At 61.3% G+C, this 15,227-nt stretch carries 15 protein-coding genes; 11 read left to right on the forward strand and 4 right to left on the reverse strand.

Features of this window, described 5'->3' with window-relative positions; all coding sequences use genetic code 11:
- Positions 1-113 precede the first annotated feature (113 nt).
- The 8 genes from pnuC to BM321_RS05715 all read left to right on the forward strand — a co-directional run bounded on the left by pnuC (position 114) and on the right by BM321_RS05715 (position 6,583).
- Positions 114-677, forward strand: a complete 564-nt coding sequence (pnuC, locus tag BM321_RS05680; protein ID WP_092441832.1) for a nicotinamide riboside transporter PnuC — start codon at positions 114-116, stop codon at positions 675-677.
- Positions 674-1,198: an AAA family ATPase gene (locus tag BM321_RS05685; protein ID WP_092441885.1), complete on the forward strand. Its 525-nt coding sequence runs from the start codon at positions 674-676 to the stop codon at positions 1,196-1,198. Before pnuC ends, BM321_RS05685 begins: the two co-directional genes overlap by 4 nt.
- Before the next feature lie 321 nt (positions 1,199-1,519).
- Positions 1,520-1,966, forward strand: a complete 447-nt coding sequence (locus BM321_RS05690; protein WP_092326363.1) for a hypothetical protein — start codon at positions 1,520-1,522, stop codon at positions 1,964-1,966.
- A 1-nt stretch (position 1,967) separates the two neighbouring features.
- Positions 1,968-2,561, forward strand: a complete 594-nt coding sequence (locus BM321_RS05695) for an adhesin (protein ID WP_092441833.1) — start codon at positions 1,968-1,970, stop codon at positions 2,559-2,561.
- Positions 2,562-2,620: 59 nt separating this feature from the next.
- Complete coding sequence (locus BM321_RS05700) at positions 2,621-3,598, forward strand: heme utilization protein (protein ID WP_092441834.1); 978 nt, start codon at positions 2,621-2,623, stop codon at positions 3,596-3,598.
- Positions 3,599-3,769: 171 nt separating this feature from the next.
- On the forward strand, positions 3,770-4,450 hold the full coding sequence (locus BM321_RS05705) for a C39 family peptidase (RefSeq protein WP_092441835.1): 681 nt from the start codon (positions 3,770-3,772) through the stop codon (positions 4,448-4,450).
- A 59-nt stretch (positions 4,451-4,509) separates the two neighbouring features.
- Positions 4,510-5,256 carry a hypothetical protein gene (locus BM321_RS05710; RefSeq protein WP_092441836.1) on the forward strand — a complete coding sequence of 249 codons (747 nt, stop codon included), beginning with the start codon at positions 4,510-4,512 and terminating at the stop codon, positions 5,254-5,256.
- A gap of 46 nt (positions 5,257-5,302) precedes the next feature.
- On the forward strand, positions 5,303-6,583 hold the full coding sequence (locus BM321_RS05715) for a transporter (RefSeq protein ID WP_092441837.1): 1,281 nt from the start codon (positions 5,303-5,305) through the stop codon (positions 6,581-6,583).
- Positions 6,584-6,744: 161 nt separating this feature from the next.
- On the opposite strand, the gene BM321_RS05720 is transcribed toward BM321_RS05715, so the two are convergent.
- The gene (locus BM321_RS05720; protein WP_092441838.1) at positions 6,745-8,070 is read right to left on the reverse strand and encodes a sigma-54 dependent transcriptional regulator; all 1,326 of its coding nucleotides are present in this window, start codon (positions 8,068-8,070) and stop codon (positions 6,745-6,747) included.
- Positions 8,071-8,411: 341 nt separating this feature from the next.
- Here BM321_RS05720 and BM321_RS05725 point away from each other — a divergent pair, with 341 nt between their 5' ends.
- From BM321_RS05725 to nhaB, 3 genes are all read left to right on the forward strand, one after another.
- Positions 8,412-8,678, forward strand: a complete 267-nt coding sequence (locus BM321_RS05725; RefSeq protein ID WP_013693488.1) for a hypothetical protein — start codon at positions 8,412-8,414, stop codon at positions 8,676-8,678.
- A 184-nt stretch (positions 8,679-8,862) separates the two neighbouring features.
- Positions 8,863-10,152: a hypothetical protein gene (locus BM321_RS05730; RefSeq protein WP_092441839.1), complete on the forward strand. Its 1,290-nt coding sequence runs from the start codon at positions 8,863-8,865 to the stop codon at positions 10,150-10,152.
- Between the two features lie 95 nt (positions 10,153-10,247).
- On the forward strand, positions 10,248-11,750 hold the full coding sequence (nhaB, locus tag BM321_RS05735; protein ID WP_092441840.1) for a sodium/proton antiporter NhaB: 1,503 nt from the start codon (positions 10,248-10,250) through the stop codon (positions 11,748-11,750).
- Positions 11,751-11,855: 105 nt separating this feature from the next.
- Here nhaB and BM321_RS05740 read toward each other — a convergent pair whose 3' ends face one another.
- The 3 genes from BM321_RS05740 to gnd are packed head-to-tail and all read right to left on the reverse strand — an operon-like array spanning position 11,856 to position 15,195.
- Complete coding sequence (locus tag BM321_RS05740; protein WP_092441841.1) at positions 11,856-12,677, reverse strand: HAD family hydrolase; 822 nt, start codon at positions 12,675-12,677, stop codon at positions 11,856-11,858.
- Positions 12,674-14,194, reverse strand: coding sequence for a glucose-6-phosphate dehydrogenase (gene zwf, locus BM321_RS05745; RefSeq protein WP_092441842.1), 1,521 nt, complete (start codon positions 14,192-14,194; stop codon positions 12,674-12,676). Before zwf ends, BM321_RS05740 begins: the two co-directional genes overlap by 4 nt.
- The gene (gene gnd / locus BM321_RS05750; RefSeq protein WP_256573378.1) at positions 14,191-15,195 is read right to left on the reverse strand and encodes a phosphogluconate dehydrogenase (NAD(+)-dependent, decarboxylating); all 1,005 of its coding nucleotides are present in this window, start codon (positions 15,193-15,195) and stop codon (positions 14,191-14,193) included. Before gnd ends, zwf begins: the two co-directional genes overlap by 4 nt.
- Positions 15,196-15,227: the final 32 nt, after the last annotated feature.

Genomic DNA, 15,227 nt, shown 5'->3' on the forward strand with positions numbered 1-15,227 from the left:
GCACCGCAAATCCCTTGCTCGCGATGGCGGCAATCCATTCAACATTGCTATTGGAGCTCTCCACGCCATAGCGTTTACAATCGCCGCCCTCTCCTCTTTCCCAAGGAATTGCCATGTCCGGGCTTGAACTGTTTGCCGCAGCCCTCGGCGTGATCGCCGTCTGGTTGACCGTCAAGCAGAACCCCTGGTGCTGGCCGATCGGCCTGGTCATGGTGCTGCTGTACAGCTGGATTTTTTTCGAGGTGAAGTTGTACTCGGACATGCTGCTGCAGGTTGTCTACGCGGCGCTGCAACTCTACGGCTGGTGGCAATGGACCCGTGCCGGGCGCAATCATGATGGGCGCCAGGTCAGCCGCCTCGGTGGGCCATCGGTGTTGCTCGGCCTGGCCATCGGCGCGGCGGGCAGCTTGTTGTTGGGTGCCGCCATGGCCCACTGGACCGACGCCGCCCAGCCCTGGCTCGATGCCGCGCTCACGGGGTTCAGCCTCGTGGCCCAGTGGTGGATGGCGCAAAAACGCGTGCAATGCTGGCCGCTGTGGATCGCCCTGGACGTGATCTTCGTTGGCTTGTTCATCTACAAGGGCTTGCACCTGACCGCCGCACTCTACGCCCTGTTCACTCTGCTGGCCGTGCAAGGCTGGCGCGAATGGCGCGCCGACCCGGCCCTGCGCGCATGAAGGTGGTGGTCCTGACCGGCCCGGAATCCAGCGGCAAGAGCTGGCTGGCGGCGCAATTGCAGGAACACTTCGGTGGAATGCGGGTGGATGAGTACGTGCGCCATTTCATGGAGCAGACCCAACGCGATACCTGCCTGGCCGACATCACCGATATCGCCTCCGGCCAACTGGCCTGGGAAGACGAGGCGCGTGCCCATCGGCCGGCGCTGCTGATCCTCGACACTCACCTGTTGAGTAATATCCTCTGGAGCCAGACCCTGTTCGGCGATTGCCCGGAGTGGCTCGAACCGGCGCTGCTGGCCCGTCATTACGACCTGCACCTGTTGTTGAGCCCGGAGCAGGTCGAATGGACGGGCGACGGTTTGCGTTGCCAACCCGATCTGATGGAACGGCTGACGTTTTTCCAGGCGATCGAGACCTGGCTGAGCCGACATCGACAACCTTTCCAGGTCATTCAGGGCAACTGGATGCAACGCCGCCAGCACGTGTTTGCAGCCGTGACCCAACTGCTTGAAGCCTGAGCGCCGCTTGATTTGTTTCACTTTTGAAACAGCGTACTCGCACCAAACCCTGACTCAACCCCGTTTCATGCCCTTGTCATCAAGACTGTCAAGCTGCTGAAACACTCCCCTGAAAGCCTGGATCCAGAGCCCTGGAGCGGCTGATGGCCATTTGGCCGTCATGCACCTGTCTCAACGCTGAAACAGGATCCCTCCCCGAACCTCCATGCCTGAATCCAACCCATTGAATTGGCGGGCATTTCAAAACACGGCACAACACCTGCTCTTCCCCACTTCGCAACGCTGGACCAGGGCCAGCCCACCGAAGAAGGAATCGATGCCGTGGGGACTTTCGAAAGAAGTTTGACCTGTCTGCTAGTGATCGGCTGCGCCGCCAGCGCGACGCTCAGCCTGCCAGTACAGGCCGAGGGCAACGGCGTCATCGTGCTCAGCCGTGACGTACAACCCATCGCAATCGGTCGCAACGGCGGCAAAGATCCCTACCCGACCACCGTCAATGCCAACCCCTCCGCACGAATCAACCAAGCCACCGCCAGCACCGAGCTGAGCGATGGCGAGTTCGCCAGCGTGGCCAGCGGCTCGTCGATCCGCAACATTGTCACCCCCAATACCGGTGTGCAGGGTTTGAACGTGGTCACCAACCCCAACGGCATGCCGGGCATGAATGCCGGTCACGGTGGCGGCAGTGGTGGCGCGATCTCGGGCACCATCAACCGCTCGTTGAGTTCCGGCCTGGCCCCGCTGGGTCGGCTGGCGGGAGGGCAGTGACATGAAGCCCGTGCTGTTCCTACTCGCCCTGATCGTGCTTTCCCTGCTCAGCTCTTTCACCGTATTCGCCGATTCGGGTGCCGCGGTGGTCAGCAACGCCAACCTGCAGGACTCCGGCAGCCATTACACCGGCAACTTCAACGTCAACCAGGCGGCCGGCGACCAGATCCAGCAAACCAACACCCGGGCCATCGCCATTGGCAGCCACGCCCAGGCAAGCACCCACGTGCAGCAACGTGTCGACACCCAGGCCGCCCCTTCCATGAACGCCACCGCCCGCATCGGTGGCCACTCCTTCAGCAACGGCAACGGCGTGCTGGGTGTCAACCAGTCCGCCGGGGCCAACAACCAGATGGCCAATGTCATGCGAGTGGGCATCAGTGCTCATCCGCAGAGCATGGACGACAGCGCCCTGTCCCAACAGAACGTGGCGTTGTTACCGAACTCAGGAGCAACTGGCGCCCCAACCGGCAGTCGCCAGGTCGTTACCAGCGACCAGGCCTTCACCGGCAGCCGAGGGGTAATCCAGGTGAACCAGAGCGCCGGGGTGGGGAACCGCATGGCTAACACCCTGAGCATCCGGGTCGCTGATTGACCCGGGGGCTACATAAGAAAGTACCGACACTTAACCAACGACACGCAAGGAGAAACACCATGAAACCTACAATGGCACTCAAACCATTGGTTTTCGCTCTCGCCGCTGTCATGGCAATGGCCGCACAGGCTGGAGGAAACGATAACCATAATGGCCATGGCAATGGTCACGGGCATCAGCAAGGGCCGACGCTGGACCAGTTGCTCTCCATCAATGCCGGGGCTGGGGCCGCGGTGCTGGATGAGCAGAACAGCGACGGCAACGTGGTGACCAACCAGGCCACCAAAAACACCGCCGAAGCCAAAGACTCGCTCAATGGCAGCAACGGCAACATGGGCGCCAACATTGCCGGCGGCGACGGCAACCAGCAGGACAACGCCGCCGCCCTGGCCACCGCCGACGAAAGCTTCATCTTCGGCTCGGCGGTCGCCGCCTCCAGCGCCACCCAGGTCAATAACAACAACTACGTCAAGAACAACTCCACGCAAAACAACGCCTCGCTCACCAATGCGGGCAACAACGGCTCCGGCAACATCGGTATCAACGTGACCGCCGGGAATTTCAACCAGCAGAAAAACAACCTGGCCATCGCCGTATCCGGGGGCCGTGTCGCACAGGCCTCGGCCTCGGCCGACCAGTCCTCCACCGGCCTTGTGGTCGACAACAAAGGCGTGCGGACCTACAAGACCGACACGCTCACCAGCACCTACAGCGCCTCAGGCACATTCAAGGCCAAAGGTACCGGTACCGCCGAAGACAACGATCATGGCGGCTGGGACAACAGAGGCGGCTACGGCGGCGGTCACGATGACGACAAGTTCAAGTTCTCCGCCGTGGGGACTTTCGAACTGGCCGGCAGCAACACCCAGCAGGTGCTGACCCGCGACGGTTGGAAAAACCCTGTGATCAACAACGCCACCATGACCAACTCCATGAACGGCTTCTCCGGTAACGGCGGCGCCAACGTGTCGGCAGGCGTGGGCAACCAGCAAAGCAACTCGCTGTCCATCGCGGCCGGCTGCAAGGCTTGCATGTAAAAAAGTACCACTGTGGGGGTAGTAGTTCTGTGGGAGCACAGCTTGCTCACGATCGAGGTCGTCACGTACGGCCCCTCTGCTGGCTTTAAAACCGCTATCGCAAGCAAGCTTTGCTCCCACAGCTAGCCCCCACAGGGGCTTTTTCCTGGACGTCCACTAGGCGTATTGATCATGCGTGTCTCTGCCGTTTCCCTGCTGCTCTGCCTGGCTTGTATGGCCGAAGCGGCGCAGATGCCAGTCGCCGCCCTGCCTGGCGGCATGCTGGTCTACAAACCGGTGCAAAGCGTACGCGAACGTAAATTCAGCGACATCGTCGAGCAGAAAACCGATTTCAGTTGCGGCGCCGCCGCGCTGGCCACGGTGCTGCGCCAGGCCTATTGGCTTGACGTCGATGAAGAACACGTCATCAAAGGCATGCTGGTCAATGCCGACCAGAACCTGGTTCGCACCCAGGGGTTTTCCATGCTGGACATGAAGCGCTACGTGGAGACCATCGGCATGCGTGCCCGAGGCTACCGCATACCGCCAGAGAAACTCGAAGCGGTGACGATTCCGGTGGTCGTCCTGATGGAAATACGCGGCTACAAGCACTTCGTGGTGTTGCAGCGGGCCGATAAGCAATGGGTCTACATCGGCGACCCGGTGCTGGGGCACAAGCGCTACGCCCACGATGAGTTCGTCAAAGGCTGGAACGGCATCGTCTTTGCGATCGTCGGCCCGGGCTACGACAAGGCCAATGCACTGCGCAGCCCTCCTCAACCCCTGACAGCCCGTAACAAGCTGGACGGTTTCAACCCGGTCAGGGATGCGGAACTGATGGATTTCGGCTTCATACAGAGCGACTTTTTCTAATCGCCGACCACTGCCAACAATAAGTACAAAAAAGGAGCAGGACGCTCCGGGAGCAGCACATGAAAACGTCACACTGGCTGTCGCTGGCCTGCCTGCTCGCGACCGCCTCGGGCTATGCCCATGCCGGCTTCAAACCCATCGAAGTCAAGGACCAGGAGCTTGCCGAGCTACGCGGTCGTTATGTCATGCCCGGCCGAGTCATCAGTTTCGGCATCGTCATGAGCAGTACCTGGCGCAACGCCAGCGGCGACTTGATCGGTGCCACCAGCACCATGCAGATCCAGGCCGCCACCGTCAAACCCGAGTTCTATGTCTCCACCATCAAGCAGACCGGCAATGGCAGCGTCCCGGAACAGGGCAGCGGCAACATTACCGGCGGCGCCGGCCTTGGCACGGGCCAGGGCGTGACCCAGAGCGTACGTGCCGCCGGCGACGGCAACACGGCCTACAACAACGTCAACATCAATGTGAAAGAGAGCAACCAGGCACCGGCGCTCGTGCCTTCCCAGGGGCAACTGCTGACCAAGGGCCAGACCATCAGCGGCAGCAACGCCGCCGGCAGCGTCGCGGTCACCGCCACCGGCAACGGCGTGCAAATGGCGATCCAGGCCAGCCACAACCAGGGCGGCACCCTGCAACAGGTGGCCCAGGGCGGCTTGCTGCAAAACACTCGCCTGCTGGGCAATAGCAACCTGGTCAACAACATGACCCAGCTCAACGTGGTGCTGAACAATAACGGCCCCAGTGCCGGGGCACTGGACTGCAACCTGACCCAACTGCGCGGCCTCCGTAACCTCGGTTACTGAACTACGCTGTTTTCCGACCACTGGGCAAATAGGGACGGCATATTTCATGTATCGATCCGTATCGTTGCGCGCTGTGATGTGTTTAAGCACGTTGTTCCCGGCGGCCATGTTGCAGGCGGCCCCGGACGCCGACATCGAGGCCCTGAAACAGGAACTTCTTGAGCTCAAGCAACGATACGAGGTCCAGCAGAAGGCCCTGGCGGTGCTCGAACAGCGGGTCCGCCAAGTAGAGGACCAACCCACCACGCCGCAGCCCAAGCGCCTGGCCAAATCCCCGGCCGACATGAAAGGCAACCAGACCGTGGCCGGTGGCGCGACAACAGCCGGCGGCAGTGGCTATGGGCAATCCCTGGCCGATGATTCCCAGCCGGCCCAGAGTGTCTCCAATCTCTATGACGAGGCCAGCGGCTTCTTCGGCGGCGGCAAGTTCAGTTTCGAGACCGGCGTGACCTATTCGCGCTACGACACGCGGCAACTGATCCTCAATGGCTTCCTGGCCCTGGATTCGATTTTCCTGGGCAACATCAACCTCGACCGGATCAAGGCCGACACCTGGACGCTGGACCTCACCGGCCGCTATAACTTCGATAATCGCTGGCAGTTCGACCTTAACGTGCCAGTGGTCTACCGCGAATCCACGTATCAGTCAGGCGGCGCGAACAACGGCGCGGCCGGGGTCACCAGCGAAGAAACCGTAACCCGCGACCCGACCATCGGCGACGTCAACTTCGGCATCGCCTACAAGTTCATGGATGAATCGATCAACTCTCCGGACGCGGTGGTCACCCTGCGGGTCAAGGCGCCCACCGGCAAGGACCCGTTTGGCATCAAACTGCGCCAATCCCAGGCCAACACCAACCTGTTCGTACCTGACGACCTGCCCACCGGCAACGGCGTGTGGTCGATCACGCCCGGACTCTCGCTGGTCAAGACCTTCGACCCGGCGGTCTTGTTCGGCACCCTGTCCTACACCCACAACTTCGAAGAGTCGTTCGACGACATCAGCTCCACCGTCAACCAGAAGGTGCCGGGCAAAGTGCGGATCGGCGACAGCTTCCAGCTCGGTGCGGGCATTGCCTTCGCCTTGAACGAGAAGATGAGCATGTCGTTCTCGGTCTCTGACCTGATCCAAAAGAAAAGCAAGCTCAAACAGGACGGCGGCGACTGGGAGTCGGTGACCTCCAGCGACGCCAACGCCGGCTACTTCAATATCGGCATGACCGTCGCCGCGTCCGACAACCTGACCATCGTGCCCAACCTGTCCATCGGGCTGACCGACGATGCGCCGGATTTCACCTTCAGCCTGAAATTCCCGTATTACTTCTGATGCCCTCAGGGATATGTGATGGACACCTGTCCCAAGGGCATTGCAAAACTACTGTGGGAGCGGGCTTGCTCGCGAAGGCGGTGTGTCAGTGACATGAATCAACCTGACACACCGCCTTCGCGAGCAAGCCCGCTCCCACAATGGGCTCTATGTAGGCTGTTCTAGCGAATCTGATGCTTGTGCAGCAAACGATAGAACGTCGGTCGGGAGACGCCCAGTACCCGGGCGGCCACACTCAGGTTGTCGCTGTGACGGTTGAGCACATCGCTCAGGGCCTGGCGCTCGGCGCGGGTCTTGTAATCCTCCAGTGTGCCCATCGGCGCCGCGACGCCCTGGTGGCTGGCCAGCCCGAGGTCCCGGGCTTCGATTTGCCGCCCTTCGGCCAGGACCAACCCGCGACGGACGCGGTTGGCCAACTCCCGCACATTCCCGGGCCAGTCGTGCATGCCCATCGCCACCAATGCGTCCTCGCTGAAGCTGCGGGGGCGACGGCCGGTTTCCTGGCTGTAGAAATGGGAAAAGTGACTGGCGAGCATCGCCAGGTCGCCATGGCGTTCGCGCAAGGGCGCCATCGCCACTTGCAGCACGTTCAGGCGATAGTAGAGATCCTCGCGAAAACGCTTTTGCTCGATGGCCGCCTCGAGGTCCACATGGGTGGCCGCCAAGATCCGCACATCGACCGCAATCGGCTGGCTACCACCGACCCGTTCAATGTGTTTTTCCTGCAGGAAACGCAGCAGGTTGGCCTGCAGCTCCAACGGCAAGTCGCCAATTTCATCGAGAAACAGCGTGCCCCCGTGGGCCGCCTCGATCCGTCCGATCTTGCGTTGGTGAGCGCCGGTAAACGCGCCCTTTTCATGCCCGAACAGTTCGGATTGGATCAGGTGTTCCGGAATGGCGCCGCAGTTGATGGCGATGAACGGCTTGTTGCGCCGGTGGGACTGACAATGCAGGGTGCGCGCCACCAGTTCCTTGCCGGTGCCGCTCTCGCCACGAATCAACACCGGCGACTCGGCAGGCGCCAACTTGCTCAATAACTTGCGCAGTTCGCGGATCGGCTTGCTGTCGCCCAGCAGTTCATGTTCGGGCTGATCGATGTGAATCGAGCCCTGCCCCCGCAAGCGCGCCATGCCAAACGCCCGGCCCAGTGTCACCTGGACCCTGGACACGTCGAACGGCAAGGTATGAAAGTCAAAAAACCATTCGCAGACAAAATCACCGACGTTTTGCAGGCGCAATACTTCCTGGCTGAGCACGGCGATCCATTCGGTGCCGCTACGGCTGATCAATTCCTTGACCGCTTCCGGACGCTCCAGGTGAAAAGGCTGCAAGCGCAACAGGCCGACGTCACAGGTCCGATCGCCGGCATGTTCAAGGGCGCAACTGTCCACGTCCCAACCAATGCTGCGCAGACCTGGCAACAGGCGATGGCAATCGTCGCAGGGATCAACCACGAGCAGACGACGTGACGTACTGGCTTCGATCATGACTGATCCTTGGCGCCAAAATAAAGAAATATGATTAGAAACAGTCGTTTGGCAAACCTGCATGTAACAGTAGCAAGAACTTGACGCGCCCTTGTATCAATTGATTATCGAGAACACGTCAAAGTGGTTATAAGCGAGCGTTTCGTTAGTTATCGCGGGGGCTTTTCTTTCAGGGTGCTTTCAAACAAAAGACCAACAGCCTGGTCTGAAAGAAAATCGAAATTTATTTAAATAATGTGTGACCCGCCTACGGGTTCGGGACATCAGTACAAGTAACCAGCCGCACGGTACGCCCAACCGACGGCACATCATTTGTTTGGGCACACTTAAGAGAAAATGCCATGAACGCCCCGCTCCGTATCAACGAAGCTCTTTTGATTGCCGACCGCGCATTCCGTCCTTTCCAATGCGTGGCCTGGGCTCCACAAGACGGTAACGGCGAACTTAGCCTGACCGTCATCGACCGCACCAATACCCATATTGGCCGCACTCAGATCCCAAGCAGCGCCTATACCGACCCGGTCCAACTGGCCGATCTATTGAAACAGGCCCGTGCCGAGCTGAGCCAGGAAGGCTATACCTTGCAGTCCTGGTCGATGCCTGAATAAAACGCCGCTGGAGCCTGTTATCGATTGCAGGCTTGGCATTGGGTTGTAAAGCCATTGTTATGGCACGCATCGCCCCTGTAACTGTAGTACCTGACAGTTGTGCATTATCACATTCAGGGATTGAATGTTGCCCTCATGCAGTCATCGCCCGTTCGGGCCGGTCGACACGCAAGGAGAGGCAGGCATGCTCGATCAGTTCGCGGTTGAACTCCCCCCGGCCATGGCCCACGCCGGGAAACTTGACCCAGGCTTTGCCGCCAACGGCAAAGCCTGGGTTCATTTCGAAGGCAGCACTTCGAGCCTGATCACCGGATTGGCCCTCGACCGTGCCGACCGCATCCTGGTCGCGGCCAGGATCGAGACCGCCCATGGCAGCCGATTCGGGCTGGCGCGACTCAACCATGACGGTTCGACCGATCCGGGTTTCGGCAGCCATGGCTGCGTGATCGGTGCGTTCGAACAAGGCTTCGAAGCGACGGCGGGCAAAGTGATCGAGTTACCCGACGGGCATATCCTGCTGTCCGGCCTGCACTACGAAAACAACGAGCACACCCTGCCCGCACTGGCACTGTTTGATCAACAGGGCCATGCCGTCCAGAACTTCGGCAACGCTGGCCGACACATCATCCGGCTCTGCGGCCACCTCTCCCAAGGCCTGCGCGATCCCTGGCTGCCGCCCGGCGTGCCGGGGCTCGAGGCCTGCGACATGCAAGTACAGGCCGATGGCCGGATCCTCTTGCTCGCCAACCATCACTACCAATTGTCCGACCATGTCGGCGTACTGATCCGGCTCCTGCCGGACGGGGCCCTGGATACCTCGTTCAACGGGCGCGGTTTCGTGATGGTCCGACGCGCGCTGAAAAATACCTGGCTCGGCTGCCTGATGCTCCAGGCCGACGGCCATATTGTCGTCGGCGGCGCCATTGACTTGCCCCAGCATGGCTTGATCGCCCGTTATGACAGCAGCGGCAAGCTCGATGACAGCTTCGGCGAAGAGGGCTTCCTGTCCATCCTGGCGCAGGGTCATAGCGTGATGGTCAGCCAGATCGTTCAGGACGCGAACGGCGATCTACAAGCCTTCGGCAGCAGCCGCGATCCGATGCACAGCCTGTCCCTGAAAGTGCGCCTGGACGGCACGCCGGACCGTCATTGCAACCAGGGCCAGTGCCAACTCATGGCGATCGGGCGCAACGCCAGCCAGTGGACCGCGGCCCGGCTTCAACCGGATGGCAAGCTGGTGACCGCTGGCGCCACCATCGGCGGTATCGAAGCCGACTTCGTACTCGCCCGGCATTTGCCGGATGCCAGCCTCGATCCGGATTTCGGTGAAGGCAAAGGCTGGGTCCGTACTCGACTCGGCTACAGCCTGGACACCGCCACCACCCTTGCGGTGCAGTCTGACGGCAGAATTCTGGTGGGCGGCTACTCGCTCCAGGGGCATTATCGAGCGGTGGTTGCGCGGTATTGGGCCTGAGTCAGTTCGTCGTAGGCGAACGGTATTCATGCCTACGCTTGATATTCCCCATTTGTTACGGCAAGTTGCGCGCTTCTAATTAAAAGGAGCAGCCAATGTCCGGTTCGATGGCTCAAGCTTTCGCGCACAACTTTCTTGGGCAATCCCCGCGCTGGTACAAGGCGTGCATCATCACCTTCCTGATTCTCAATGCCGTGGTGCTGTGGACCCTCGGCCCGGTGGTCGCCGGCTGGATGCTGGTCGTGGAGTTCATCTTCACCCTCGCCATGGCCCTCAAATGCTACCCGCTGATGCCCGGTGGGCTGCTGCTGGTCGAAGCCCTGCTGTTGGGCATGACCACACCCAAGGCGCTGTACGATGAATTGCTGCATAACTTCCCGGTCATCCTGCTGCTGATGTTCATGGTAGCCGGAATCTACTTCATGAAGGACCTGCTGCTGTTCCTGTTCTCGCGCCTGCTCCTGGGTGTGCGCTCCAAGGCGCTGTTGGCCTTGATGTTCTGCTTTCTCTCGGCATTTCTGTCGGCGTTCCTCGATGCCTTGACCGTCACGGCGGTGATCATCAGCGCCGCGGTGGGCTTTTATTCGGTGTACCACCGCGTGGCATCGGGCAATGATCCACGCCAGGACAGCAGCATCGATGAAGACCACGACATGCCGTCACTGCACCATGGCGACCTGGACCAGTTCCGGGCATTCCTGCGCAGCCTGCTGATGCATGGTGCCGTCGGCACGGCGCTGGGCGGCGTCTGCACCCTGGTGGGCGAACCGCAGAACCTGCTGATCGGCCATGAGATGGGCTGGCATTTCGCTGATTTCTTCGTGAAAGTCGCTCCTGTGTCGCTGCCAGTGCTGGTGGCCGGGCTGCTGACCTGCGTGGCCCTGGAAAAGCTGCGCTGGTTCGGTTATGGCGCGCTGCTGCCGGACAACGTCCGCACCGTGCTGGCCGATTACGCTGAGCAGGACAATCGCGAACGCACCGCACGCCAGCGCGCAGCCCTGATCGTCCAGGGTCTTGCCGCACTTATCCTGATCGTCTGCCTGGCCTTGCACATTGCCGAAGTCGGCCTGATCGGCTTGATGGTCATCGTGTTGATTACCGCCTTCACCGGCATCACCGACGAGCATCGACTGGGCAATGCGTTCAAGGACGCCATGCCGTTCACGTCGTTGCTGGTGGTGTTCTTTGCAGTGGTGGCGGTCATTCACGACCAGCAGTTGTTCACGCCGCTGATCCAGTGGGTCCTGGCTCTGCCCGCCGATCAGCAGCCCGGCATGCTGTTCATTGCCAACGGCCTGCTCTCGGCCATCAGTGACAACGTGTTCGTGGCCACCATCTACATCACCGAGGTCAAGCAGGCCTTCATCTCCGGGCACATGAGCCGCGAACAGTTCGAGACCCTGGCGGTGGCCATCAACACCGGCACCAACCTGCCGAGCGTCGCGACGCCGAACGGCCAGGCTGCCTTCCTGTTCCTGCTGACCTCGGCGATCGCACCGCTGATACGCCTGTCTTATGGCCAGATGGTCTGGATGGCCCTGCCCTATACCGTGGTGATGGGCGGTTTGGGCTGGTATGCGGTGACTTACTGGCTGTAACCCTGGTGGGAGCGAGCTTGCTCGCGATGAGGTTTCAGCCAGCGTTCATGTTGAATGACAGACCGCTATCGCGAGCAAGCTCGCTCCCACAGAGATTTGGGCGGTCTATCGCGGCAGGATGTATCGCTCGATCGCCAGGGCTGCGCCGTCTTCGGTCACGGCGGCGGTCACCACATCCGCCTGGCGCCTGATCGCTTCCTCCGCCTGGCCCATGGCAATCGATAATCCCGCCCGGTGAAACATCGCCGGGTCGTTGCCGCCGTCGCCCATGGCCGCGGTCTGCTCCAGCGGCACGTCGAGGAAGGCGGCCAGGGTCGACAGCGCTTCCCCTTTGTTCGCCTTCATCGCCGTCACATCCAGGTAGATCGGTTGTGAACGCGACACCTGGGCCTGGCCCTTGAGCAGCGGATGCAGCCGAGCCTCCAGCTCCACCAGCAAGTCGGTGTTGGCACTGGTGGCGACAATCTTGTCGATCCGCTCCAGGTAAGGCTCGAAACTCTCGACTTCGACCGGCGGGTAGCCCAGGCCACGCGTCTCCACCGGCACCATCGGCCCGTGGGCGTCGCGCACCAGCCAGTCGCCATCGGCGAATACCCAGACTTCGATGCCCGGCTGATCGGCGTACAGCGCCAGGGTGGTCAGTGCAGCCTCGGGCGGCAGGTAATGGACAGCGAGGAAACTGCCGTCGGGATGAACCAGCGTGCCGCCATTGAACGCCGCCGTGGGCAGGTCGACGCCCAGGGCCTCGATCTGCTGCAACATCGCCCGCGGCGGCCGCCCGGTGGCGAGGCTGAACAGCACACCGGCCTCACGCAATGCGCGAACCGCGGCGATGGTGCGCTGGTTGATGCTGTGATCAGGCAGCAGCAGTGTGCCGTCCATGTCACTGAGTAAAAATCGGATGGGGCCCTTCACCAGATCGCTCATCCCAGGCCATGCCAGACGCGATTGTCGCGGGTCAGCAAGTCATCGGCGACCGCCGGGCCATCTTCGCCGGCCTTGTAGGGCTGGACCGTTGCGTCCTGCTGCCAGGCATCGAGGAACGGCTGCACGGCGCGCCAGCCGTTTTCGATGTTGTCGGCGCGCTGGAACAGAGTCTGGTCACCGGTCAGGCAATCGTAGATCAGGGTTTCGTAACCCGTGGACGGCTGCATTTCGAAGAAGTCCTTATAGGCAAAGCCCAATTCGATATTGGCCATGTCGAGCGCCGGCCCCGGCCGCTTGGCCAGCAGGTCGAACCACATGCCTTCATTGGGCTGAATCTGGATTCTCAAGTACGTGGGTTGCAGTTCGTCGACTTCAGTGTCGCGAAACTGCGCGTAAGGCGCCGGCTTGAAGCAGATGACGATCTCCGTGTCGCGCACGCTCATGCGCTTACCGGTACGCAAGTAGAACGGTACGCCCACCCAACGCCAGTTATCGATCATGACCTTGAGGGCCACGTACGTCTCGGTGGTGCTGTCGGCGGCGACGTTGGCTTCCTGGCGATAACCGGTCACCGCCTTGCCAGCGACTTCACCGGCGGTGTACTGGCCGCGGATCGAGTTGGCGCGGGCCTGTTCCACCGACCAGGGCCGGATCGCCCCGACGACCTTGGCCTTTTCCCCACGCACCGCGTCGGCCCCAAACGCTGCTGGCGGCTCCATGGCCACCATCGCCAGCAGTTGGAACAGGTGGTTGGGCACCATGTCCCGCAGGGCGCCGGTGTGTTCATAAAAACTGCCACGGGTTTCCACGCCAACGGTTTCGGCGGCGGTGATTTGTACGTGGTCGATGTAGTGGTTGTTCCAGAACGCCTCGAACAGACTGTTGGAAAAACGGCTGACCAGAATGTTCTGCACCGTCTCCTTGCCCAGGTAATGGTCAATGCGATAGATCTGTTTCTCGCTCATGACCTTGAGCAGGCAGGCGTTCAGCGCTTCGGCGGTTTGCAGGTCGGAACCGAACGGTTTTTCGATCACCACCCGCCGGAAAGCCCCCTCCTGCTCCTGAAGCAGCCCGGCCGCACCGAGGCGGCTGACCACTTCACTGAAAAAGCGCGGCGCGGTCGCCAGGTAGAAGACCGCGTTGCCGGTGCCGCTGGCGGCGATTTTCGCCGCCAGCGCCTGGTAGGTGTCGTCATCGAGGAAATCACCCTGGACGTAGCTGATGCCCTGGGCCAGCTTGGCCCACAGCGCCGGGTCGAGCGCGCGGTCGGCATCACCGCCCTTGCTCGCCGCTTCGTTACGGATGAAGTCTTCGAGTTTCTTGGCAAAATCCACATCGCTGATGGCGTTGTGGTCAACCCCGACGATGCGCAGCCCATCATCCAGCAGACCGTCGCGACTGAGGTGGTAAAGCGCCGGCATGAGCAGGCGCTTGACCAGATCGCCATGGGCGCCGAACAGGAACAACGTGGTCGGCGGCGCGGGTTCTGCCTTGGATTTGCTGGCGATCGAGGTCATTTTTTCGGCGTCTCCACGTGGCCGCCAAAGCCGAAGCGCATGGCCGAGAGCATTTTGTCGCCGTAGGTACTTTGCTGGCGCGAGCGGAAACGGGCGAACAGCGAACTGGACAGGACCGGAACCGGCACTGCTTGCTCGATGGCGGCCTCGATGGTCCAGCGCCCTTCCCCACTGTCGGCGACTTCACCGGAAAAGCCGTCCAGTTTCGGATCGCTGGCCAACGCGTCGGCGGTCAAGTCCAGCAACCAGGACGATACCACGCTGCCGCGACGCCAGACTTCGGCGATATCGGCCACGTTCAGGTCGAAACGTTCCTCCGGTGGCAGGCTTTCGCTGGATTTGGTCTTGAGGATATCGAAGCCCTCGGCGAAGGCCTGCATCATGCCGTATTCGATGCCGTTGTGGATCATCTTCACGAAATGCCCCGCACCGGCCGGGCCCGCGTGGATGTAGCCATGTTCGGCACGGTCATCGTCGGATTTGCGGTCACGGGTGCGCGGGATATCGCCCATGCCCGGCGCCAGGCTGTCGAACAGCGGGTCCAGGCGCTTCACCACCTCGGCCTCGCCGCCAATCATCATGCAGTAACCGCGCTCCAGGCCCCAAACACCGCCGGAGGTGCCGACATCGATGTAGCTCAGGCCTTTTTCCGACAGGGCCTGGGCGCGACGGATGTCGTCCTTGTAATACGTGTTACCGCCGTCAATGATCACGTCGCCCGGCTCGAGCAGTTCGCTGAGGACGTTGATGGTGTCTTCGGTGGGGGCGCCGGCCGGCAGCATGACCCAGACTGCCCGTGGTTTTTCCAGGCCGGCGACCAGCGCCGGCAGGTCCGCGACGCCCGTGGCGCCTTCCTGGCGCAGGTTTTCGACAAAAGCGGCATTGCGGTCATAGACGACGGTGGCGTGCCCATTGAGCATCAGGCGCCGCGCAATATTGCCGCCCATGCGGCCCAGTCCAATGATCCCGAGTTGCATGTGCTGATGCTCCCTACTACAAATAAAGGTGTGTCAAAGATTTAACACTATCGACT

Source organism: Pseudomonas sp. NFIX10 (genome assembly GCF_900111955.1).
Classification (GTDB): Bacteria; Pseudomonadota; Gammaproteobacteria; order Pseudomonadales; family Pseudomonadaceae; genus Aquipseudomonas; species Aquipseudomonas fluorescens_AA.